This is a genomic window from Viridibacillus arvi, assembly GCF_001274945.1.
Classification (GTDB): domain Bacteria; phylum Bacillota; class Bacilli; order Bacillales_A; family Planococcaceae; genus Viridibacillus; species Viridibacillus arvi.
On record NZ_LILB01000008.1, the window covers coordinates 391,695 to 416,508 of the forward strand.

The following is a 24,814-nucleotide window of genomic DNA, read 5'->3' on the forward strand; positions in this document are numbered from 1 at the left end:
CATTAGCTTTGCTAGCGTATCATCCGAAGATGATATCTATTTTTGTTTTGACCCACCAACAGAGTTGATGTTCAAAACTTTTTATTGATTAACGTCTTGCATGTTCAGTTTTCAAGGTTCATTATGTTCGCCGCTTCATTAGCGACTCACTTATTATATCAGGATAACTTTTCGTTGTCAACAACTATTTTAAAATTCTTTTTAAGTTGTTTTCCTGAATGTATTACCGCTGCTCAATCAGCAACTTTTATATCATAACAACTTATCACCTTGTTGTCAACACCTTTGTATAAAGAGTTTTAACTAAGTATTTAAGTTGCGATTTCATTGTCTCAGTGACAACGTTACTTACTATATCACCCTAAGTGATATGTTGCAATAGTTTTCTATTAAAAAGTTTTATTAATATAAAAAACTCTTTAACTATCTTTATATATATAGAAGAAGCTCCCTACCATTTGGAGGGAGCTTCTTCTATATAATAGAGTTTTAATTATCGTACCCAGATGAAGTACGCAAGGAAGACAAAGAACAATACATACATCAAAGGATGAATTTCTTTCTTTCTACCTGCTAATAACATTGTGATTGGGTAGAAGATGAATCCTACTGCAATACCAGTTGCGATACTGTAACCTAAAGGCATCATAATCATTGTTAAGAATGCTGGCACTGCAATTTCGAATTTATTCCACTCGATTAAACGTAATGATGAAACCATCAATACTCCAACAATCACCAACGCCGGCGCAGTTACTGCCGAAGTAATTACATCTAGTAACGGAAAGAAAAACATTGCTAGTAAGAATAATACTGCTGTTACAACTGCTGAGAAGCCTGAACGCGCTCCAGCAGCAACGCCTGATGAAGACTCAACATAAGCAGTTGTTGTTGATGTACCAAATAAAGAACCAATTGTTGTTGCAATTGCATCCGCCATTAAAGCACGACCTGCACGCGGTAACTTATCGTCTTTAACTAAACCTGCTTGATTTGCTACAGCCATTAATGTTCCTGCTGTATCAAAGAAATCTACAAATAAAAATGTTAGTACAACGATTAAAAATTGAACATTGAATAATTCTTTATATCCATTTGAAAATCCATCGATAATAGGATCTAATGCTACTCCGAATGTTGAAGATATATCAGGAATACTTGATACAACAGAAGTTGGTACAGCGATTAAGTTGAAGAACATACCAACAATTGCTGTAATAATAATTCCTAAGAAAATCGAACCTTTAATATTTTTAGCCATTAAGATGACTGTTATAACGATACCAAATACCGCTAATAGTGTTGCACCTTTAAACTCTCCTAAAGTAACTAGTGTAGCTTCATTAGCAACTATGATTCCAGCACCTTTTAAACCAACAAATGTTACAAATAAACCGATACCTGCTGATACTGCATATTTTAATTGTGTCGGAATAGCATTAATAACTGTTTCACGAACACCCGTTAAAGATAAGATAATGAAAATCATACCTGAGAAGAATACACCAGTTAAACCTGTTTGCCATGGAATACCATAGGTTAATACTACTGTGTAAGCGAAGAATGCGTTAAGCCCCATGCCTGGTGCTAATGCAATCGGAAACTTAGCAAAGATCCCCATCACTAACGAACCAGCTGCTGCTGCTAATGCTGTAGCCACGAACACGGCACCTTTATCCATACCAGCGTCTCCTAAAATCCCTGGATTCACCGCTAAAATATAGGCCATCGCTAAAAATGTTGTAATACCACCAATGATCTCACGGCGATAATTTGTTCCAAGTTCTTCAAACTGGAAATACTTTTTCATAATAATCCTCCGTATGTCGTCTTATACATCTAAGAGAATAAAAAAGACATTCAACTAATTAGAAATAGTCGAATGTCTACGATTCCTTGCTAAGTATTCATACTCACAAGTTTATAAAAGAATTAGCAAAGCTAATATCTTTTAATCGTAGTCAAGTTATTTAAGGTAACTTGGTAGATACTCTCGGGCCATATTCCCGACATTATACGACGACGTTATTTGTTTATAGTAGATAATATATCATTCTTGGTTTTCGTTTTCAATAGTTTTTCCGAACATTTTTTAACTTTCCTTTATTATAGTTCGTGAATAAGCTATTTTTATCCCGAGTTACTACAGATTCACAATACATGTTTTAGCGGTTTATTAAGTGTGTATCTAGTGTATTACTGATAAAATGATACAAAGTGGATTGGAGAGGATTTTATAATATGCCTAAAATCATAGAACCTTCGCAACATTATTTAACAACTTTCGAAAATGAAGAAATAATGCTAGAGGAAATTGAAGCGAACTCTTTACTTAAAGGATGTCAAATCGATTGTCGCTTTGGTACGCGCCAATTAAACGAGGTTAAATTCGAGAATTGTGTATTCCTAACAGATGATTTTACTAACATGGAGTTTTTAGATGTCATTTTTGCAAAATGCGATTTATCAAATTGTAATTTTGCCGAATCTGTTTTTTATCGCGTCAAATTTGATACGTGTAAACTAATCGGTTCCAGCTTCTTCCGTACACAGCTCAAAAATGTTGAATTACTTGATTGTCTTTTAAACTATGGTACATTTTCAGAATCAAAAATGAATGCAGTTGCTTTTAAAGATGGCCAATTAAACGAAAGCACTTTACAAGATGTAAAATTAACTCAAGTCACGTTTCAAGGAATGGAATTAAACGCAGCTGACTTTTCTGATACAAATTTAAAAGGAATTGATTTATCTTCTTGCTATTTCGAACAAATTAACTTAGATCCAACATTAGCAAAAGGATTATCCATTCGTCATGATCAGGCCACTGCCATCGTCGCTATCCTCGGCATTAATATTCAATAAGAATTGCAAAATAACCGTCCTCCTTCGATTAGGAGGTACGGTTATTTTTTCTTACGCGACCCTATAATATTGCTTCGTTTCAATCTCTTTTACTGAAACATGGAGCTTCCACAATTCAATTGCAATTTGTAAAGCCTCTTCACTATTATCATTTTTAAGCATCATTTCTCTTGCCTTTAACAATGCATTCGCTTCAAGAGATAAATCTGTCAATCCTGGTACCCATTTCTTAAACTGTTCCTTATATGGATTTCCATCTTTAAAAAGATAATCCCTTTCACCAAGTTCTTCTTTTAATATTTTTGTGCTAATTTCTTTTTTATACCTGAAAATTTCATGACCTTCATGCCCAATCACAACTAAATCTTTGTGATCTATATAAATATAGCTAATATCATCTTTGGCATAATTCATTTCAACTTTCCCAATTTTAAAGACTAATGTATCCTCGCTAATATAAATATTTAATATTTCATCATAAATGAGTACCGTCAAAATTATACCCGCTAGTAATCCAAATGCCATTGTAGCGAAAATAACCCACCCAGCATTTAGACTCGCGACCAACTTAAACGGCCCTTGAAATGGAATCCACTCTAACTTACTTGCCCATTCTGAAATTGGGGGTAAGAAATAACCTATTACTAAACCAATGAGCGGCAACATCAACCATAAAAATAATTTATCAGCTTTAGAAAAATTCAAATGCACAGTTGTATGATTCATACCTTTACACTCCTATCACTTTATTACATCTGTAATTGTTTGCTTCCAAATAGTAGCCTCCTCTATTTTCATATTTAGCATTTTATAATTCAGAATGTTATCCAACATTAAAGCCAACACTCCAGCTTTTGCTTGAATATTATTTTTCTCCATTAAGCCAAACTCTACAGCTTTCTGTAAAACTTGGGCAAAGCCATCAATAAACATTTGTTGTACTTCTTTTATCTTTTCTATATAAGTTTCATCCACTTCTTTTTTGCGATTAGCATACAAAGTAAATTCACTTAATAAATTCAGTAATATATCCTGTTCTTGAATCTCTTTTATATAATCCATGCCACCTGAATAAAGCTTTTCAATCAAATTTTCTTTAGTCATATCTTTTAAATGAAAATAATCCTCAAAAGTATAATCTTCAAAGATATAATCAAAGACCTTTTTGATTAGTTCATCTTTCGATTCCACATAATAATAAAGAGAAGGCTTTGACATCCCCAACTCTTTCGCAATCATTGCAAAGCTTGTTTTCTGAATTCCTTCTTTAGCAAAGAAATAAATAGCCACATCTAATACACGTTGATACGTTTCTTTACCTTTATTCACATTACACCTCTTTTTACCTGTCGTTAGGTAAATTAAATCATTAAATAAAGTAAGTTGTCAATCTGGTATCTCCAGTTACTTATGTGATTATCTAATCAATGAAACCAATTATTGATCTTAACTATAGACACGATGCTTAAAAAGACTCTACTGTATCCTCGGAAAATTAGGGCAAAAAAATAAGCATTCCCGAAAGAATGCTTATTACCTTAATCTTGTTCGAAAATCGTATCAGCAATGTTGTTGGCATGGTCGCCAATACGTTCTAAATTACTAATAATATCCGCAAATACAACGCCTGCTGAACCCGAGCAAATACCTTCATTTAATCGACGAATATGATGTTTACGTAAACTACGTTCCATTTCGTCAATACGTTCTTCTTGCGATCTTACTTGCTGCGCCAAGGACACATCACGTGTATCCAACGCCTGCATTGCTATTTTTACAGTATCAATAACAAGCTTAAACATTTCCTCTAGCTCTTGCGTCGCTTCTTCACTAAGCTTTATGCGATTTGATTCTTTATAATCAATAAGCTCAATTAGGTTTTCGACATGATCCCCAACACGTTCAATATCACGAATATTTTCAAGTAGAGCATGATGGATATGAGAATTTGCACCTGATAATGATTGTTTTGATAAGCTTACTAAATAATCCGTTGTTTTTTGATCGAGATTATTTATAGCCTCTTCTAATTGTGCCGCTGTACTTGCCTGCTTCACATCTAGTGTTTTTAAATAGTCCATTGCTGACGATAATCCTTGCACACTGAAATCTCCCATACGAACCACTTCTTGTTTTGCTTGTCCTAACGCAATACCTGGTGATTTAGTAATTAACGAGTAATCTAAATACTTCGGTTTATATTCAACAATAGTATCCTCACCCGGTATTAACTTGGTAACGACATAAGCCCATACGCCTATTAACGGTAGTTGAATAAGTGTATTGACAACGTTGAACGTTCCATGTGCGAAGGCAATTTGCATTTTAGGTTCTAAGCCTAATATGCCAGTAACCCATTCCATATAATTCGTAAATAACCCTAGCACGAGCAAGAAAATAATTGAACCAACTACATTAAATAATACATGTGTTGCCGCTGCACGTCTTGCCGCAACAGAAGCCCCTAATGCTGCCAATATCGCCGTAATTGTTGTTCCGATATTATCACCGAAAAGTACTGGCAACGCACCTTGAAGCGTTATTAAGTTTTCAGCATACAAGCCCTGTAAAATACCCACTGTTGCAGAAGATGATTGTACAATTAGCGTAAATATTGCACCAACAATAACACCGAGTATCGGAGAATCACTCATATTTAATGTTAAATCAATAAAGGCCGGCCAATCACGTAATGGCTTCATACCACTCGACATCAACTCTAGACCGATAAATAAACCTGAGAAGCCAAATAATACTTGACCAATATTTTGAATCTTACTTTTCTTAAAGAAAAACAGCAGAACTGCCCCAAGTGCCATAATAGGATAAGCATATTCCCCTACATTAATTCCAATGATGAAGGCTGTAACCGTCGTCCCGATGTTCGCCCCCATAATGACACCAATCGCTTGTCGCAATGTCATAAAGCCTGCGCTGACTAAACCGACCGTAATAACGGTTGTCCCCGAGCTCGACTGAATAAGTACTGTGACAAAAATACCGACTAAGACACCCATAAATGGATTTGTCGTAAAACGATCTAATATATCTCTTAAACGGTCTCCGGCTGCTTTTTGCAGACCATCTCCCATGTATTTAATTGCAAATAAAAAGAGCCCTAGACCTCCTAGAAATTCAAAAATCATTTCTTGCCAGTTTAACTCCATGCTGCCACTCCTTCATGTTTTATCACATTTATTATAAAAAATACTGACTTTCTACGTTGGCTTTTCACAGAGTTTTTACAAGCTCTTTACATAGCATTTACAATTCGGTCGTAATTTCGGCAAATTTCTTTATATTTTTGTGATAAGGTAAAAGTTTATAGAATTTTTCATCTATTTTTATTTAACACAGTTAATGTGTTGCATAAAGTTCTATTAATAATATTCCGTCCATTGACGTTCATAGTTTTCCTTATTTTCTTCTACATATGCATTTTCCGCATCCCTAAATTTAATTGTGTCATAGTAAAATGAACCGACATTTTTTAACTGAGATGACTACTGATGAACATTATTACGATAGATTTGGCCCTAAAGTATATTGATATCACGCAAACAAAAAAAGCTTGGAAAACCTACAAATGTAGGCTCTCCAAGCTTTAATATTATTATTCCCACTCAATAGTTGCTGGTGGCTTAGATGTAATGTCATACAGTACGCGGTTGATATGATCAACTTCGTTTACTAGACGTACTGAGATTTTCTCTAAAACTTCCCAAGGGATACGTGCCCAGTCAGAAGTCATACCGTCGATTGATGTTACAGCACGGATACCGATCGCATAATCGTAAGTACGTTGGTCACCCATTACACCTACGCTTTTCAGATCAGGAAGTACTGTGAAGTATTGCCAAATGTCGCGATCCAAACCATTTTTAGCGATTTCTTCGCGTAAGATGGCATCTGATTCACGTACAATTTTTAATTTTTCTTCTGTTACTTCACCAAGTACGCGGATTGCAAGACCCGGACCTGGGAATGGTTGACGCCATACGATTTCATCAGCTAGTCCAAGTTCAGAACCTAGTGCACGCACTTCGTCTTTGAATAATGTTTTTAATGGTTCGATAAGTTCGAACTGCATATCCTCAGGTAATCCACCTACGTTATGGTGAGATTTAATTGTTTGTGCAGTTGCTGTACCAGACTCAATAATATCAGTGTAAAGAGTTCCTTGTGCAAGGAAATCCATACCTTCAAGTTTTGAAGCTTCTTCATCGAATACGTAGATAAATTCGTTACCGATAATTTTACGTTTTTTCTCAGGATCTGAAACGCCAGCTAATTTGCTCATGAAGCGTTCACGAGCATCGATTTTGATAACGTTCATGTTGAAACCTTCTGTGAAAGTTTTCATTACTTGTTCAACTTCACCTTTACGGTTTAAGTTGTGGTCAACAAACATACAAGTTAATTGGTCACCAATCGCTTTGTGAATAAGAACAGCAACAACTGATGAATCTACGCCACCAGAAAGTGCACAAAGAACTTTTTTGTCGCCAACTTGCTCACGGATTTTTTGAATCTCAATTTCTACGAAGCTTTCCATTGACCAATCGCCTTTAGCGTTACATACATCGAATACGAATTGACGTAATAAGTCATTTCCGTAAACTGAGTGACGTACTTCTGGGTGGAATTGAACAGCGTAGAATTTACGCTCAGCGTTAGCCATTGCAGCAATTGGACATGAAGCACTCGTCGCAATTGTTTCAAAGCCTTCTGGAGTTACAGTTACTAAATCACCATGGCTCATCCAAACAACTTGCTCTTTTGGTAATTCACCGAATAATGCATTGTCATTCAATACTTGGATTTCTGCTTTACCATACTCACGGTGTGCAGCTTTTTCTACTTTTCCACCTAAAGCATGTGTCATTAATTGCATACCGTAGCAAATCCCTAAAATAGGAAGACCTAAATTAAAAATTTCTTCATCGATATGGAATGCATTTTCATCATATACAGAGTTAGGGCCACCAGAGAAAATAATCCCAGTAGCATTCATTGCTTTTAATTCTTCTGCAGTAATAGTATGTGCATGCAATTCGCTGTAAACACCGAATTCACGAATACGACGAGTAATAAGCTGATTATATTGGCTACCAAAGTCAAGAACGATAATCTTTTCTTGATCTTGTAAAATTGAACTAGCTGACAACGTTTCCACCTCTTCTAATTATTAATAACTGTTTACCTACTCATTTTAACATTTCTATACGAAAAGAACGCGTCTGAAATTACATCCTACGCGTCCTTATGCTCTACATCAAAAAAGGTGAATGCTAGTACATGGATTAACCACGCTGTCATTCACCTTCATAGTCAAGTTATTTACGGTAACCTGGTAGAGACATCCGAACCTTATTTTCGAACATATATGAGGGTAATCAATATATAATTTTTCTCAATTTTACATGTTGTAACGCTTAAAATCAACCGCTTGTACGATTGATTAAATATTCCCAACTTTCTTTAATTTCTAACCAATCTAATTGAGTGTAATTATTACTATAAATTCGTTGCTCATATAAAGAAGTTATTTTGCTCATATGCGTAGTACTTAAACGTTCATCAACATAATTTGCATAGTCTTGCAAGGTCTGCCCATTCCCCTTTTTCAAACCAGCATGATCTAATTGTTTTAACAATTGATGGTAAGCATGGTCTATCGAGATATTTTCTGGCTTCTTCATACGATATAAAGCAATAATTGCTTTTGGTATCCACTTTCTTCGGAATAATACTAGAATTAAAGTCAGTACCAATAAAGCCCCTATAATTGTTGCCATCACCATTGTAGACTTCTTACTCATTACAGGCTCATTTGCTTTTTCTTTTTGAGCTTGTTTTTTATCTTTTTCTTGCTTCTGCTTCTCTTCTTTTGTTTTTTCTTCTTTCTTCTTCTCAGCTTTTTGCTGTTTTTGCTTTTCTTCTTTGTCTTCTTTTTTTGGATTGATTGGTGTAGGTTGTTGTTGATTTTTCACATCATCTAACACATTATCAAAACCTTCAAAGCCTATAGTAGGTTCAAAAGACATCCAGCCTATTCCAGGTAAATATGCTTCTACCCATGAATGTGCATTATTATTTGTGATGACGAATTCCTTCTGTTCACCTTCAACATTTTGCACTTCTTCACCTTCAGAAAAACCTTTTACCCAGCGTGCTGGAATACCAATAGAACGTAACATGACAACCATTGAACTTGAGAAATTATCACAATAACCCATTTTTGTATCGAACAAAAACTGATCTACATAATCATCATTTTTTCCTGGGATCGCCACTTTATCACGACTATAGACATAATTGTTATATTTAAAATAATCTACAATTGCATTAGCCTTACCGTATAAGCTCTTTTCATCTTTTGTAATGTCTTTTGAAAGTCGCTTCACTCGCTTCGGCAAAGTTTTAGGTAATTGCAAATAAGTATTATAATCCTTCGATAACTTTTTCAAATCTTTTGTGCTAGTTTTCTTGAGTGCTTTCAAACTATACTTTGGTGAACTATAGGATATCGTATACGCTTCTAACGCAATTTCTTCTTCGTCCTTTAAAGAGCGGATTTTTTCACCGTCTATTTCTCGGTAGAAAGATACGCCTGGTTCCACATTACTAACGTTCATCAAACCATATGTCTGCATAATGAATTTAAAATCTTTCTCCATTTCAATTTCTGCAGTAGTTTGATCGATTTTACTTCCTGGTTTTATAGTCAAAGGGATATTCTCATTTTGATTAAAGGCTTCGACATAAACATCACCCTTTTTTCGTTCCCACCCTTTAGAAGTATAAATATCCTTTGTTTCAATTCTCCAATATTGATTACTATCAGCCTTAGCATTAAAGACTACTCGAGCATCCATTTTAAATGGTCCGCCTAACTTTTTATCATCCTCGACATAACCAATTTTCCCTATTGCTGAACTGCCTTTACCTTGTTGGTCCATTAGAGTCGAAAGTGATTTCGGTAAAGTTACCATCGGACCTTTTTTAGGCATCGCATAGGCAAATACAGTACTCGCAATAAGCATAACTGCTAACGGAACAAGAACAGCGATATACTTTATACCTTTTCTCTCTACAGCATTTGTCTCAAATAAACGATTAGCATGTAAAGTACCGAGTAAAAGTAATCCTAAAAACATAACTCTTATAATGGCAAACTTCGCATTATATTCACTAAAAGTATCTAGCAAAACTAAAAATATAATCGTTACGAGTAAAAAATGAATAATGGTATGCTTCACAGTTACCCAATAGTGAATTAGATAAATTGTCATCCAAAGTAAGATAAAGAATAAGATACTTCGGAAAGAATTTTCCACACCGTTCCAATCTTTTTGCATCAATGCTGACCAGCTATTTTGAATATCACTACTTAATGTTAGTACACTCTCAATCGAGAATACTTTCGTTCCTGTATAAACGTACATTAAGAACCATAGTATATAGGCAAACTTTATAACAGCCGATATCCAACCATTTAAATGGACTATATTTGTTAGTAGGCAGATAGCTACGAATAATAAGAATAAGTTTAGATGACCTGTATTTGTCAAATCTACTATAGGCAGAAGCCATTCTCTTAACATGAAGAAAATCACTATATAGAGCGCCATTAATACAATCGTTCTCTTAATAGGGTGATTCGTCATTTCAACACCCCCATAAAAGCTTCTGTAAATTGTTCTTTTGCAATCGTATTAACTCTTATACCACGTGTACGAGCTAATTTCTCCATAGCCTTTTCCTGAGTAGACATGACTTGTCCTTTACTTCGAATAACAAAACAAAGACAGGCACGAGATGACTTTGATGCCTTTGTTAAAATATCAAGCCAATCTGTTGTAAGCTCACTTGTCACAAAAAGAATTTGAGCAGCATTCGCTAACGTACGATCTTGTCCGTACAAACGATTAACTGAATCTCCCAAATCATCTTGTACACTCGCCAAATGAAACATCACCTCTTGCAATTGGCTTTCTGTTTGAATTGCTTCAAAAAGCACACGATTTCTACCTGCCGACAAAAATGCCATCGTTATTTGCTGACGAACACTCGCATTCAATATAGAGGCAACAAATTCAACTTGCTCTTCAAATAATGCTGATGGCGAACAATCTAGCACAAGGCATAAATCTTGTGATTGTTGATCTTCAAACTCTTTCGTACGAAGCTCTCCAGTTTTTGCGAATGTCTTCCAGTGTACCCATGACATTCGATCTCCAGGTTGATACTCACGCAACCCTGACACCATCGTCGTATCTCGTACAATTGCGGAAGATACCGGTCCAGTTCCAGTTTGCATGCTCATATCAAGTGGTCTGAAAATCATTTTCGTCACATTTGGATACACAACAACAGTACGTTTCGCAGGTATGATTTGCGTTTTTTTAATCCAGCCAAAGAAATCACTGACTGTTATTTCAACACCTTGTAAATAGTGCTCTCCTCGCGGTATTTCTTCAATCTCATATGTCCACTTAACTTCCTTTTTAAATCCAACTACCAATAACCTTTGCATTGGTTGTGTCGTTGCATTGACCAATACTTCACTTGGCTTCGCTTCACGAATAACTGCATATACAATTGGCCATCTATTATTGCGCTTTAGAGTCATTGTCATTTTCAATGAATCACCATTTCTCATATGTTCCTGTTCAATACTGCGCTCTATTTTCATTTTTTTTAAGGGTGTAAAAAACAACAGCAATGAATACGTTGAAAAAGGTAGTAACATGAAAAAGACAAACCAGGTTACAAAACCACCTTCTATGATGCCAAATGCTAGTGTACTAAGCAGTAGCAAAACGACTAGCATCAGGCGCAGGATTCTTCCTGAAACATATCGTAATCTACTTATTGTCATTGATTTGCAGACCTTTTAATGGGCACAGCTGTATTAATTAAAATGCGTCCAATAATTTCTTCAGGTGATACTCCATCATAACGAGCTTCAGGTCTTAGCATTATACGATGAGAGAATACGAATGGTGCTAAAAACTGTACATCATCAGGTGTGACAAAACTACGACCACGAAGTAATGCGTACGCTTGTGAAGCTTTCATCAATGCAATCGAGCCTCGTGGACTAACACCCAAATATACATATTGATTTTCTCTAGTTGCACGGGATAGATCGACAATATAACCTTTCACAACTTCATCAACAAAAACATCTTTCACCTGTTGTTGCAAAGTAATTAGCTCTTCTAATGTAATGACAGATGATAAAAAATCGATTGGCTTACCTTGTTCAGCACGACGCAGTACTTCAATTTCATCATCATAAGATGGATATCCCATTTTCATTTTCAATAAAAACCGATCGAGTTGTGCCTCTGGTAATGGATAGGTTCCCTCATATTCAATCGGATTTTGTGTTGCCATTACAAAAAAAGGTTTTGGGATACTATATGTTTCACCATCGATTGTCACAGCAGCCTCTTCCATACCTTCAAGTAAAGCAGCCTGCGTCTTTGGAGAAGTACGATTAATTTCATCAGCCAATACGATATTGCCCATGATTGGCCCCGGTCGAAAATGGAATTCCATATCTTTTGGGTTATAAATGGATACACCTAGAACATCAGAAGGCAATAAATCTGGTGTAAATTGAATACGCTTAAATTGTGCTCCTACTGATTTTGCTAAAGCACGTACCATCATCGTTTTACCAACTCCAGGTACATCCTCTAGTAATACATGCCCTTGAGCAAGTAACGATACTACACTCAATTCAGCTATATGCTTTTTACCTATCATGACCTTTTCAATATTACGTACGATCTCTTGAAGCTTTTCTTGTGTTTCCATCAATTGAACCTCCACTTTACAAAGTCTATCGTTTTAATTCATTAGACGAAAAATAAGTCTTATGAACCGTATTTTCCAATATAATTGGACTTATTATACCATGTCCATTAGCTTTCGTTTGATTACAAACCTCTAACAAGTTATAGAGTAGAAAAACTATTAGCTCCATTCATCTTTTTAGTTCCTTATATTATTGCTCCTTATTGCACTTTACTAACCCCCTTTTTCTTTATAATTTTTAAATATACTTTAGAGCAGAACTTTCATTTAATAATAGGTAACTGTTTATTAATTAATTGCTTGTTTATAATATCTTTCACCCATGCACGTCCTTCGGTTGGGATAATAAAAAAACCGAATCCCCACTTCGGGATTCGGCTCATCTATGTTATTTAATTACTTCCAAAAATCATCATACACAGTTATTGGTAGGTGGCGTTTATGTTGTGAACGTAAGTAATGCCCTTCTAAGACTTTACGAGCCTCATCAGGAATTTCTTTACCCTCCAAATAATCATCAATTTGATCATATGTCACACCTAGCGCAACCTCATCGGGTAATGCAGGTCGTTCCTCTTCTAAATCTGCTGTTGGTGTTTTTTCGTACAAATGCTTTGGACATCCAAGCTCCTCAAGTAATGCTCTACCTTGGCGCTTGTTTAAACGGAATATCGGCACAACATCTGATCCACCATCACCGAACTTAGTGTAGAATCCCGTAATGGCTTCTGCCGCATGGTCTGTCCCAATGACAATCCCAGCATTTGTTGCTGCAATTGCAAATTGAGCTTTCATACGCTCACGAGCTTTTTCATTCCCTTTTACAAAGTCAGAAAGCACAACTCCCGCATCAGCCAAAGCTTGTACACCAGCATCTACAGCTGCTTTAATATTCACAGTATAGACTTTTGTAGGTTGGATAAAATCAATTGCGTCTTGGCAATCCTGTTCATCAGATTGTACTCCGTATGGAAGACGTACTGCCCAGAAAGAGTATTGATCTTTACCTACTTGTGCATTTAGTTCGTCTACTGCCATTTGAGCTAATTTACCACTTAAAGTGGAATCTTGACCACCGGATATACCTAAAACGAAACCTTTGACGAAAGAATGCTTAAGTGCGTATGCTTTTAGGAAATCTACTGAACGACGAATTTCTTCTTGTACATCAATTATTGGTAATACTCGCAACTCTTCAATAATTTGTTGTTGTAAATTTGACATACTACTTACCTCCTTAACCAAGCTCGATTTGTTCAACCATATCTTTCACTTCTTGAATGTTACGCATTTTATTATCCCAGCATTTTTGGCTTAAATCGACTGGATATTCCTCTGGATTTAAAGAACGCTTATATTCATCCCATAATAAGTCTAAATTTTCGGTTGCATACTCTCTCATTGCTTGTACAGAAGGGCTTTCGTAGATTACTTGTCCATTTTCTACTACTTTCGTGTGTAAATTTTTCGCTTCAAAGTTAGTGACAAATTTGGAGATGAATGTATGGACTGGATGGAACATTTTAATACGTTCCTCCAATTGAGGTTCCTCATCAAACATCGTAATGTAGTCACCTTCAGCTTTACCATTTTCACGATCAATGATGCGATATAATTTTTTCTGCCCAGGCGTAGTCACTTTTTCAGCGTTAGCAGAAATTTTAATGGTATCTTCCATTTGTCCATTTTCTTTTTCAATAGCTACTATTTTGTACACTGCACCTAAAGCGGGTTGATCGTAACCAGTAATTAATTTTGTACCAATACCCCACATATCAACCATTGCATTTTGAGCTTTTAAATTCAAAATAGTATACTCATCTAAATCATTTGATACAACGATTTTGGCATTTGGGAATCCAGCGTCATCTAACATTTTACGTGCCGCTTTTGATAAAAATGCAATGTCACCACTGTCTAAGCGGATACCCATAAAGTTAATTTTATCGCCGAGTTCTTTTGCTACTTTGATTGCAGTTGGAACTCCTGATTTTAGAGTATTATACGTATCAACTAAAAATACACAGTCTTTATGACGTCTTGCATAAGCATGAAACGCCTCGTAGTCATTTTTATAAGCTTGAACAAGTGAGTGAGCATGAGTGCCCGCAACTGGCAAATTAAATAATTTACCCGCACGCACATTACTTGTTGATTCCAATCCACCTATAATTGCTGCACGTGTACCCCAAATAGCTGCATCCATCTCTTGAGCACGACGTGTACCAAATTCCATTACTACATCGTCTTTTACAATTTGCTTAATACGACTTGCTTTTGTAGCAATCAATGTTTGATAATTAACAATGTTCAGTAGAGCAGTTTCAACTAATTGTGCTTCGACTAAAGGCGCTTCAATACGAACAATTGGTTCATTACCGAAGACTAGTTCACCTTCAACCATTGAATACACATCTCCGGTAAAGCGTAAATCTCTTAAATACCCAATAAAATCTTCACTATAACCTAAATCATTTTCCAAATACTCTAAATCACTTTCACTAAAACGGAAATCACGTAAATATTCCAGCATTCTTTCTAGACCAGCAAAAATTGCAAAACCGTTGCCAAATGGTAATTTTCTGAAATACAGCTCGAACACTGATTTTCTATTATGTATACCATCCGCCCAATAAGATTCTGCCATGTTTATCTGATATAAGTCTGTATGTAGCGTTAAGCTATCATCTGGATATTTCGACTTCATACTTAGTCCCTTCTTCCACCATCGTAATTAGTCATAGTATACACTATTTAACGTTAAACATGTTTTGAAAACCGCTATTCTATCTCATGAACCTTATATTTCTTCATTAATCCCACTGTAAATTTCTAAATCTTCTCAGTAATCCATTAACTATAAATTTGAACATTAGTTTTAAAGGTGATAACATTGTTTTGAATCGAACAATCCCGTATACTTCCAGAAAAGTGTATTGAAAATATCTAGGTATTTATCGTGATATTGCAATTTAAGGATTATGTCACGTTATTTTTTGATGATGCGCATTATTACGACTTAAATCATCTGAAAAATGTAAAGACTATTAGAGACCTATTTATATAGGCCATCGGGTATTTTTTGAATTTGTCTCATTAGTTATTTTGTAAATCGGAGGATTTTATGCAATGAAAACTTATGAATTACATGTCGCAGGTTTAAAACGACATTTACCTATTATTCAAATAAAAGAAAATCTCTCTATAGCTAGTTTTATTTTATTAGGTGATATAGAGATGGTGGATGCAGCAGCTACTGCCCTTGCTGAAAAGATACCTGATGTAGATCTACTCATTACAGCAGAAGCAAAAGGGATTCCTTTAGTGTATGAACTTTCAAAGCGAATGAAATTACCACGTTATGTCGTAGCGCGTAAATCATTAAAATCTTATATGCTTGAACCACTTATCCATGAAGTGAAATCTATTACGACAGAAGAAAAACAAATCCTTTGTTTAGATTTTCATGATGTTGCCTTTTTAAAATATAAACGGGTTGCAATTATTGATGATGTTATTAGCACTGGTGCGTCTATCAAAGTTTTAGAAGAGCTTGTTACAAAAGCAGGGGGTCGAGTTGTTGCAAAAGCTGCTATTATAGCAGAAGGTGATGCCACTAAACGGGATGATATTATTTTCTTAGGAGAATTGCCCCTCTTCCCTCATCACCAATAAACTTACAAATCCACAAGCCAATTCAATCAAATTTTGAATTGGCTTTTAATTTTTTAAAAAATAATTTCAAATAGATATATTTCATTAGGTTATGCGAACTAGATCACACTTGCAAAATGATATAAGGACTTCACAAACTTTTATTATTCATTTTATTATTTCTATTTATATAGGAAGAAACTCAATTTTATTTCATCATTTTGGTAAAATAATTCTGTGATTACATGTTTCACGTACTTGATGTTTCTAATGCAAGGAGTGCTTTTTTCATAGGTATTCCACTACGGAAGCCTGTAAGTTGACCATCTTTTCCGATAACACGATGACAGGGTACGATTATCAAAATTGGATTTGCACCAATTGCTGTACCTACTGCTCGCACTGCCTTTGGATTATTTATTTGATTGGCAATAGCTGAATAAGTTGTTGTTTCACCATAAGGGATTCCTTGTAATGCTTTCCAAACAGATTGTTGAAACTCTGTGCCTCCTGTATCTAAGGACATCACAAATTCCTTATTTTCACCTTTTAAATAGTCTATCAACTCTTTTTTATACACTTCTAAATTTTCTTCAGACTCTATTAAGTTGTACTTTTTAAACCTCTTTGCGGACATCATTTCTAACTCTTCCATACTAATGCCAGCATAACTAAGTCCTTGGTCTGTAGCAGCTAAATAAATTCTCCAATCCTCATGTTGAAAACATGTCCAATAAATTTCTTTTATCATGCTAATGCTCCCTTTTTTTCGTTAATATTTTGATATTTCATCAGTCATTTTCATTAATAATGCTATAAAAACAATACATTTGATTCACACCTATAAAAGATATAGCACATGTCAAACCTTACTTTTTTAGTGTAATTATAATATACACAATATTGTTAGTTGAACGTGTGTTTTAGGTTGTAAGATATCGAAAATCTTACAGAAATAGAGCGTCTCTTGCTTTAATAATGGCGGCTGAAGCCATTCTAAAATAGAAGATTATTCTTCAACTATGGTACATTTATAGTAAAGACTTTTATTCAGGAGGCTTACAAATGGATAAGGTATATGAGCCAGCTATACATTTTAATCATGTTGATTTTCAAATTGGTGACTCTAAAATAATAAAAAAAGTTACTGGATCCTTTCCAAAGGGAAAAATCACAACACTCGTTGGACCATCTGGCGCGGGCAAGACAACTTTACTCAAAATGTGCAACGGCTTAATCTCCCCTTCCGCTGGTGAAATTTTCATTCATAATAAACTCATTACTGATTATGACCCAATTGATTTACGTAGAAATGTTGGAATGGCGTTGCAAGCTGCTCCTATGATCAAAGGCACAGTTTTTGAAAATTTGGAGCTTCCATTAGCATTGCAGAGCAAAAAATTACCTGAAGAAGATGCTATCTCATACTTAGATGATGTCGGATTGGAACGAGATTTTTTACATAAAAATGCAGATGATTTATCTGGTGGCCAACGCCAAAAAGTATCGATTGCTAGAACCCTAGTAAATCAATCCGAAATTTTGTTGTTAGATGAAATTACATCTGCACTTGATCGTGCTTCATTAAAAGAAATAGAAGAACTAATCGTCAAAATCAACGGAAAATATAATGTGACGATGATTTGGATTACACATAATCTTGAGCAAGCATTAAAAATTGGTCACTATACTTGGGTTTTAATGCAAGGTGAAGTCATTGAGACCGGAGAGAGCAAACTATTAGAGAACCCTCAAAATGACCTTGTAAAACACTTTGTACAAGGAGTGATTAAATGAGCTATTTGGCATTATCCTTAACATTGATTTTCGTACTTATTCCATTAATTTTATCAAAAACTTTAAAACTCGGATTAGAAAAAGATACATTTATTGCAACGATAAGATCTATTATCCAGTTACTTGCTGTCGGCTATGTATTAAAATTTGTTTTTGATTCCAATCATTTTATCTATATATTCTTAATGATTGCTTTGATGATTGGAACTGCTACATTAAACGCACGTAAAAAAGGTAAGTCCATAGACGGGATTACGTGGAAAATTGCTGTTACTTTACTGACTGTTGAAGTATTGACGCAAGCCATACTACTAGGCTTCCACATTGTACCCGCAACTGCACAATATATCATTCCAATTAGTGGAATGATCATCGGAAACTCCATGGTACTATCCATATTATTCTTAAATCGTTTCACAGCTGAAATGCATGCTCATCGTGATCAAGTAGAGCTTATTTTATCATTAGGTGGAACACCAAAACAGGCTATTCATCATCAATTAATTAGTGCCATTAAGGCAAGTATGATTCCAACTATAGAAAGCCAAAAAACGATTGGGCTTGTCCAACTTCCAGGCATGATGAGTGGTCAAATCATTGCTGGCGCTGACCCGATCCAGGCAGTGCAGTTTCAATTACTAATCGTTTTCATCTTGCTTACGACAGCGGCTGTATCGAGTATTTTCCTTGGTTTTTTGTCCTATCCAACATTGTTTAATAGTCGCATGCAAATGTTGAAAGAAAAATTTTAATTAAAAAGCTTCTTCTCTATACGTCTTAGAGAAGAAGCTTTTTGTCATAATAATTGTACTGGGGAGCTATATATTATTTAGTATGTTTGTCGTAAAAAGCTATAAAGTTATCTACTACAGTATCAAGGAATGCAATTGTACTTTCATCTGTTAGTTCGCCAGCTTCGTTTAATTTCGTATGAACCGCACCTATATATACTTCATTACCTGGCAGTAGTACCGGCGCTAAAGCTGGATTTGAAAGTATTGCACGTAAATGGATTTGTGCACGAACACTTCCTAAAACACCCATTGATGAACCTACAATGAATCCCAGTTTATCTTTGATTGTATTATCTCCACCACGTGATAACCAGTCAATTGCATTTTTCAATGCACCTGGAATGGAATAGTTATATTCAGGAACAGCAAATAATACTGCATCAGAATCTTTAACATCCGCTTTAAAAGCTGTTGCACCGGCTGGTGGATTGTTTTCAATATCAATCGAGAACATTTCAACATCATTAATTAATACTGGTGTAATATCCAATTTGTTTGCATAGCGTTTTTTCATGAAGTTTACAAGTTTTAAATTATTTGAAGTTGAGCTAGTTGAACCTATTATTGCTTTTACTTTAATAGTCATTTAATGTCTACTTCCTTTTCTATTTTAAAATTTTGTAACAAGTAAAGCATATACCTTGAAAATGGAATGTTCCAATAATTTGACTCAGTAGCAAAAAAATACCTTCTATAGCATGCGCAATTTTATAAATATCAATAAGTTTTCGGTGATTTTTTTGCAATCGACTATAAAAAAAGAAAACAATAATAAAAACGTGAGGTTTATTATCCTCACGTTTCATTTTAATACGGCTCTGCGTCATGTCCTTTTTCAATGGCATCTTCAGGAGCCTTATCTCCATCATTATTTGCTAAAGGTCTTTGCGTAGATGAGTGTTTATTGGCATTTTGTAGTCCCTCTTTTAGTCTACGGCCGTAATCTTCATCTGCTTCCTCTGCTAATGCAATCATTGCCTTTTGGATCTTTTCATCACAACTAGATAAATCACCGATAAGATTTTCTAGAAGCTCATCTTTTTCCCAGTCTTCAAAATTACGATACGTTTCCCCTGCTTGTTTCGTATTACTTTGACGATCGATGGATTCATGTACTAAATTACCTTCAATAAATGGTGTATACTCTTTTGCATTTTGTTTAGCCTCGTGCAAGCCACCAAGCATGGATGGCTCATAGTTAATATGTGGATTCTGACCAGGCGCTAAATCACGCTTATATAACATTTGACCACCATTTTGGTTTGTAGCAACACGTTTCTTCGGTGCATTAATCGGGAGTTGTAAATAGTTTGCTCCAACACGATGACGCTGTGTGTCTGAATAAGAAAACGTTCTACCTTGCAACATTTTATCATCAGAGAAATCGAGTCCATCAACTAATACGCCTGTTCCAAACGATACTTGTTCTACTTCTGCAAAAAAATCTTCAGGATTTTTATTTAATACCATCTTCCCTACAGGATGCCAAGGAAATTGATCTTCAGGCCACAGCTTCGTATCATCTAAAGGATCAAAGTCGAGTTCTGGATGTTCTCCATCAGACATGATTTGAACATTTAATTCCCATTCTGGATAATCTCCATTTGCAATCGCATCATATAAATCTTGAGTAGCATGGTTAAAATTTTTAGCTTGAATTTCTTCAGCTTCCTGTTGCGTCAAATTCTTTATTCCTTGTTTTGGTTCCCAGTGATATTTGATCAAAACGGCTTCTCCATCACTATTCACCCATTTATACGTATTCACCCCAGATCCTTGCATCATTCGGTAATTTGCAGGAATTCCCCAAGGTGAATAGATAAAAGTGACCATATGGAATGATTCCGGTGAACTTGCACAAAAATCAAAAAAGCGCTCAACATCTTGTATATTCGTAATAGGATCCGGCTTAAATGCATGAATCATATCAGGAAATTTCATAGCATCACGAATAAAGAAGATCTTTATATTATTCCCTACTAGATCCCAGTTACCATCTTCAGTATAAAATTTCACTGCAAATCCTCGGGGATCACGCAAAGTTTCTGGTGAATGATTTCCGTGTATTACAGTTGAAAAACGAACAAAAACTGGCGTTTGCTTCCCTTTGTCTTGAAATACCTTTGCTCTAGTAAATTTCGACACAGGATCATTACCTACAGTTCCATACGTTTCAAAATAGCCGTGTGCTCCAGCACCACGAGCATGTACTACACGTTCGGGTGTACGCTCTCTATCAAAATGACTCATTTTCTCTAGGAAATCATAATTTTCTAAAGTAGCCGGCCCACGATTACCAACAGTTCTCAAGTTTTGATTGTTTGTAATAGGATGCCCTTGTCTATTGGTAAGCGTGTCTTCCTCTTCAATATGATTATCATTATGTGTCATAAAATAGCCTCCTTGAATGTCTTCACAATCCATCTTGTCCTGTATTTTAATGAATTAAACATTTGCAGCTATCTGGGGAACTTATTTAACCTACTCGCTATCTCTTTTGACTCACTCGGGCTCTCTTTTAACCTACTCGCTCTTTCTTTTAACTCACTCGGGCTCCCTTTTAACCTACTCGCCCTCTTTTGACTCATTCGGGCTCTCTTTCATTCAACTATCCTCTATCAGTAATTTTTCCAACAAAAAAAGCACCTCACAAGGAGATGCTAATTAATTTAAAATATGGATTTATATAAAACTTACTTAGCCAGCCTATTGTTCTATTTGTTCCATCCTTTTTCCTTAAAACGAGCGATAGCTTCAATTCGATTGCTTACTTCTAGTTTGTCTAAGATGGTTGAAATATAGTTTCGCACGGTACCGGGCGAAAGAAAAAGCTCCCCCGCGATTTCCTTCGTCGTTTTACCCTCCGCTACTAGCTCAAGTACTTCACTTTCACGTTCTGTGAGCGGATTTTCAATAGTCTCTTCATAAACAATATCGATTAACTCAGGTGCATATAGTCGTCTGCCTTCCACAATTACACGGATAGAATTTACAAGTTCTTCAATAGGGCTGTCTTTTAATAAATAACCACGCACACCCGCTTTACGAGCGCGTTCGAAATAACCTGGACGCGCAAAAGTAGTTAAGATGATAATCTTACAAGGATGATCTTGTAATTCTTCAGCAGCATCTAGCCCGGTTTTCAAGGGCATTTCAATATCCATAATACAAATATCAGGATTATGCTCCTCTACAAGCGCGACAGCTTCAGCACCATTTTTGCCAATGCCGACTACTTCCATATCATCTTCCATATTGAGTAAAGATTTCATAGCACCTAATAGCATACCTTGATCTTCAGCTATGACGATTTTAATCATGTTGGTCACTTCCCTTTTGATGTGTGATGACGACAGGTACAGTAATATTAAGCACTGTGCCGTTTTGTTCAGTAATTTGCAGATTTCCGTTGACGAACTCTAATCGTTCTCGCATGCCATTCAAACCATTACCTTCTGATTTCTCTTTTTTGGCTGATAGACCCACACCATTATCTGCAATGATAATCTGTAATTCATTTTTATTTTGGGCGAATGTAATTTCACACTTCGATCCATCACTATGTTTCACTATATTATTAACAGCTTCCTTTAGACACATGCTTAGAACGTTTTCAACGATTGTTGGAACTTTATCAAAATTAGGGTCTCCTACAATCGTCAATTCCATTTCTGCTGCATCTAAAATTTGCTGAATACGGACAAGTTCATCATGTAACTTCACTGTACGCATATCTGCTACAAGTTCGCGTACTTCCTTCAAAGCAATACTTGCTGTTTGGCGAATATCTTTTAATTCCATCACTGCAGCCTGTGGATCCTTTTCCACTAAACGTGCAGCTAAATCACTTTTCAAACCAATCATGGAAAGCTTTTGCCCGAGGGTATCATGCAAATCACGCGCAATACGCTGGCGTTCTTCATAGATACTAAGCTCAGAAATACGTTCTTTTGCCGACTCTAGTTGTCCCTCAAGTTTTTCACGTCTATTCCAGTTATATAAATTAAATGGTAATAGTACCGTTCCAATAACCGAAATAATGATAAAGTGAATTTGAGGAAGAAACAAGTCAATTTCAATGAAAAACCCTGCTACTATCGCGCCTATTGTAAAAGCGATATGTAAGCCATACATAATATAAAACCCTACAGTATTACGGATATTCCCAATAAAAAACGCTGTAAATAATGATAGATAAACATAACCAAAAAGTAATGTCATCGCAACATTAATTATCATTTCAAAGGATACCCACATATATACGAGTCCATTGTGTGATCTATGTGAAAAACGATATGAAACAAAATATAAAAGTAAAATTGAAATCCCTATCGTTATTTCTAAAAATGAAGATGACCTAAATATGAAAAAGAACGGTAGTAAACAGAAAATTACCCAAGCATAGATACTTAGCCAAGGACTTTTCGGGAAAATACTAAACCAGCTCAGCATAAATTCATTCACCGCCCCATCTAATTGCCCCTATTATATCAAATGTCATATAAACAAAAACAGCCATCTCTGTTTAAAGAAATGACCGTTTTTCATACTTAGCTTGCTTTTTTCATAGGTACTTCTTGATTTTTTGACAAACGATCATGTTCATCTACTAACCTTTGTACAGATTTGAAAGTCACAAAGGCTTTATGTGATGGATCATATAATTTATAACGTAATGATTCTAAACTTGTTTTGATAGTTACTGTTGTAGCTTTTTGAAGTGGCGGTACTTTTTCATGTGCTTCTTCTAATAAGTAATTTGGTACACGTGGTGATAGATGATGCACGTGATGGAAACCAATATTACCTGTTACCCATTGTAAAACTAGTGGCAATTTATAGTATGAACTTCCTTCAATCGCTGCTTTTACATAATCCCACTCAGACTCTTCTTCAAAATATGAATCTTCAAATGTATGTTGAATGTAGAATAACCAAATTCCTAATGCACCAGCTACAAACATCGTCGTACCATGTACGATTAAAAATGCTGTCCATCCGGCAGTCATCACGAGCGTAGTTGCTAATGCTACGATAATAATATTTGATAGATACGTATTCATACGCTCTTTTCGTTTTGCATCCTTACGATTAAAACGACTTGAAATTAAAACTAAATATAGTGGTCCTAATCCGAACATTACAAGCGGGTTACGGTAAGCACGATATTTGAATCGTTCCTTTTTTGATGCTGCAATGTACTCATCAATTGTCATCACCCAAATGTCACCAACACCACGTTTATCTAAATTTGAACTTGTTGCATGGTGAATTGCGTGTTCACGTTTCCATTTTTCATAAGAAAACAATGTTAATACTCCAGTTAATGTACCAACGATATCTGTTGCTTTTTTATTTTTAAAAAATGACCCGTGAGTACAATCATGAAATATAATGAATGTACGAACTACAAAACCTGCTGCGACTATACTTAAGCCAACCGATGCCCAAACAGAAACTGGAACTAATAGATACGCTGCTGTCCATAAGATTATAAGTGGTAGCAAAGTGTTAACCATTTGCATAATACTTTTATTCAAATGAGACTTAGCGAATGGTGCGACGTCCTTACGTAATTGCTTCGTCTTTTCTATATTATTCATGTGATGTCCCTCACTTTTCTTCGCTTTTATATATTCTCATCTTAAAACTTATAGTTACATGTTAGTAGATATAGTTGTCATGATTAACATATGACATCTGTCATATAGCAAGTCTTAATACTTGGTAATAATATCGAAAAATCCACTTGATACTACTTACTTTGTTGTTTAATAGCCATCATTAAATAATTATGATGGCTTCTCGAAAAAAACCTACAATTTATCTAAAAGAACGCAAAAAGCGAGATGGCTTAAAACCATCTCGCTTTT

The 24,814-nt window shown here is 35.4% G+C and carries 20 protein-coding genes and 2 riboswitches; of the genes, 4 read left to right on the top strand and 16 right to left on the bottom strand.

Features of this window, described 5'->3' with window-relative positions; all coding sequences use genetic code 11:
• Positions 1–493 precede the first annotated feature (493 nt).
• Entirely contained in the window at positions 494–1,810 is a 1,317-nt protein-coding gene (locus tag AMD00_RS20735; protein WP_053418898.1) for an NCS2 family permease, read from the bottom strand.
• Positions 1,811–1,938: 128 nt separating this feature from the next.
• A riboswitch (purine riboswitch) is annotated at positions 1,939–2,040 on the bottom strand.
• A gap of 201 nt (positions 2,041–2,241) precedes the next feature.
• On the opposite strand from AMD00_RS20735, the gene AMD00_RS20740 reads away from it, so the two are divergent.
• The gene (locus tag AMD00_RS20740; protein ID WP_053418899.1) at positions 2,242–2,865 is read left to right on the top strand and encodes a pentapeptide repeat-containing protein; all 624 of its coding nucleotides are present in this window, start codon (positions 2,242–2,244) and stop codon (positions 2,863–2,865) included.
• Between the two features lie 51 nt (positions 2,866–2,916).
• Here AMD00_RS20740 and AMD00_RS20745 read toward each other — a convergent pair whose 3' ends face one another.
• From AMD00_RS20745 to AMD00_RS20785, 9 genes are all read right to left on the bottom strand, one after another.
• Positions 2,917–3,591: a YqeB family protein gene (locus AMD00_RS20745; RefSeq protein WP_053418900.1), complete on the bottom strand. Its 675-nt coding sequence runs from the start codon at positions 3,589–3,591 to the stop codon at positions 2,917–2,919.
• Between the two features lie 15 nt (positions 3,592–3,606).
• On the bottom strand, positions 3,607–4,194 hold the full coding sequence (locus AMD00_RS20750) for a TetR/AcrR family transcriptional regulator (protein ID WP_053418901.1): 588 nt from the start codon (positions 4,192–4,194) through the stop codon (positions 3,607–3,609).
• A 209-nt stretch (positions 4,195–4,403) separates the two neighbouring features.
• Complete coding sequence (locus AMD00_RS20755; protein WP_053418902.1) at positions 4,404–6,032, bottom strand: Na/Pi cotransporter family protein; 1,629 nt, start codon at positions 6,030–6,032, stop codon at positions 4,404–4,406.
• 446 nt (positions 6,033–6,478) lie between these two features.
• Positions 6,479–8,032, bottom strand: a complete 1,554-nt coding sequence (gene guaA / locus AMD00_RS20760; protein WP_053418903.1) for a glutamine-hydrolyzing GMP synthase — start codon at positions 8,030–8,032, stop codon at positions 6,479–6,481.
• A 141-nt stretch (positions 8,033–8,173) separates the two neighbouring features.
• Positions 8,174–8,275, bottom strand: a riboswitch (purine riboswitch).
• Positions 8,276–8,306: 31 nt separating this feature from the next.
• Positions 8,307–10,535, bottom strand: a complete 2,229-nt coding sequence (locus tag AMD00_RS20765; RefSeq protein ID WP_053418904.1) for a DUF4129 domain-containing transglutaminase family protein — start codon at positions 10,533–10,535, stop codon at positions 8,307–8,309.
• A complete protein-coding gene (locus tag AMD00_RS20770; RefSeq protein WP_053418905.1) occupies positions 10,532–11,701 on the bottom strand; it encodes a DUF58 domain-containing protein in 1,170 nt (389 codons plus the stop codon). The genes AMD00_RS20765 and AMD00_RS20770 overlap by 4 nt, the downstream gene beginning before the upstream one ends.
• 44 nt (positions 11,702–11,745) lie before the next feature.
• Complete coding sequence (locus AMD00_RS20775; protein ID WP_053418906.1) at positions 11,746–12,696, bottom strand: AAA family ATPase; 951 nt, start codon at positions 12,694–12,696, stop codon at positions 11,746–11,748.
• Between the two features lie 396 nt (positions 12,697–13,092).
• A complete protein-coding gene (gene nadE / locus AMD00_RS20780) occupies positions 13,093–13,920 on the bottom strand; it encodes an ammonia-dependent NAD(+) synthetase (RefSeq protein ID WP_053418907.1) in 828 nt (275 codons plus the stop codon).
• 13 nt (positions 13,921–13,933) lie between these two features.
• Complete coding sequence (locus tag AMD00_RS20785; RefSeq protein WP_053418908.1) at positions 13,934–15,403, bottom strand: nicotinate phosphoribosyltransferase; 1,470 nt, start codon at positions 15,401–15,403, stop codon at positions 13,934–13,936.
• Between the two features lie 422 nt (positions 15,404–15,825).
• Here AMD00_RS20785 and AMD00_RS20790 point away from each other — a divergent pair, with 422 nt between their 5' ends.
• Positions 15,826–16,371 carry a phosphoribosyltransferase family protein gene (locus tag AMD00_RS20790; RefSeq protein WP_053418909.1) on the top strand — a complete coding sequence of 182 codons (546 nt, stop codon included), beginning with the start codon at positions 15,826–15,828 and terminating at the stop codon, positions 16,369–16,371.
• A 229-nt stretch (positions 16,372–16,600) separates the two neighbouring features.
• Here the strand turns inward: AMD00_RS20790 and AMD00_RS20795 are convergent, their stop codons facing one another.
• Positions 16,601–17,101 carry a methylated-DNA--[protein]-cysteine S-methyltransferase gene (locus AMD00_RS20795; RefSeq protein WP_053418910.1) on the bottom strand — a complete coding sequence of 167 codons (501 nt, stop codon included), beginning with the start codon at positions 17,099–17,101 and terminating at the stop codon, positions 16,601–16,603.
• Positions 17,102–17,415: 314 nt separating this feature from the next.
• Between AMD00_RS20795 and AMD00_RS20800 the strand changes: the two genes are divergently transcribed.
• Together AMD00_RS20800 and AMD00_RS20805 are read left to right on the top strand one after the other, a co-directional pair.
• Positions 17,416–18,147 carry an ABC transporter ATP-binding protein gene (locus tag AMD00_RS20800; RefSeq protein WP_053418911.1) on the top strand — a complete coding sequence of 244 codons (732 nt, stop codon included), beginning with the start codon at positions 17,416–17,418 and terminating at the stop codon, positions 18,145–18,147.
• Positions 18,144–18,899 carry an ABC transporter permease gene (locus tag AMD00_RS20805; protein WP_053418912.1) on the top strand — a complete coding sequence of 252 codons (756 nt, stop codon included), beginning with the start codon at positions 18,144–18,146 and terminating at the stop codon, positions 18,897–18,899. Before AMD00_RS20800 ends, AMD00_RS20805 begins: the two co-directional genes overlap by 4 nt.
• 73 nt (positions 18,900–18,972) lie before the next feature.
• Here AMD00_RS20805 and AMD00_RS20810 read toward each other — a convergent pair whose 3' ends face one another.
• The 5 genes from AMD00_RS20810 to AMD00_RS20835 all read right to left on the bottom strand — a co-directional run bounded on the left by AMD00_RS20810 (position 18,973) and on the right by AMD00_RS20835 (position 24,544).
• Complete coding sequence (locus tag AMD00_RS20810; RefSeq protein WP_083446320.1) at positions 18,973–19,527, bottom strand: NADPH-dependent FMN reductase; 555 nt, start codon at positions 19,525–19,527, stop codon at positions 18,973–18,975.
• Positions 19,528–19,748: 221 nt separating this feature from the next.
• Positions 19,749–21,332: a catalase gene (locus AMD00_RS20820; protein WP_053418914.1), complete on the bottom strand. Its 1,584-nt coding sequence runs from the start codon at positions 21,330–21,332 to the stop codon at positions 19,749–19,751.
• Positions 21,333–21,655: 323 nt separating this feature from the next.
• Positions 21,656–22,261, bottom strand: a complete 606-nt coding sequence (locus tag AMD00_RS20825) for a response regulator transcription factor (protein WP_053418915.1) — start codon at positions 22,259–22,261, stop codon at positions 21,656–21,658.
• On the bottom strand, positions 22,254–23,393 hold the full coding sequence (locus tag AMD00_RS20830; RefSeq protein WP_083446321.1) for a sensor histidine kinase: 1,140 nt from the start codon (positions 23,391–23,393) through the stop codon (positions 22,254–22,256). The genes AMD00_RS20825 and AMD00_RS20830 overlap by 8 nt, the downstream gene beginning before the upstream one ends.
• 98 nt (positions 23,394–23,491) lie before the next feature.
• Positions 23,492–24,544: a fatty acid desaturase gene (locus AMD00_RS20835; protein ID WP_053418917.1), complete on the bottom strand. Its 1,053-nt coding sequence runs from the start codon at positions 24,542–24,544 to the stop codon at positions 23,492–23,494.
• Between the last annotated feature and the right edge of the window lie 270 nt (positions 24,545–24,814).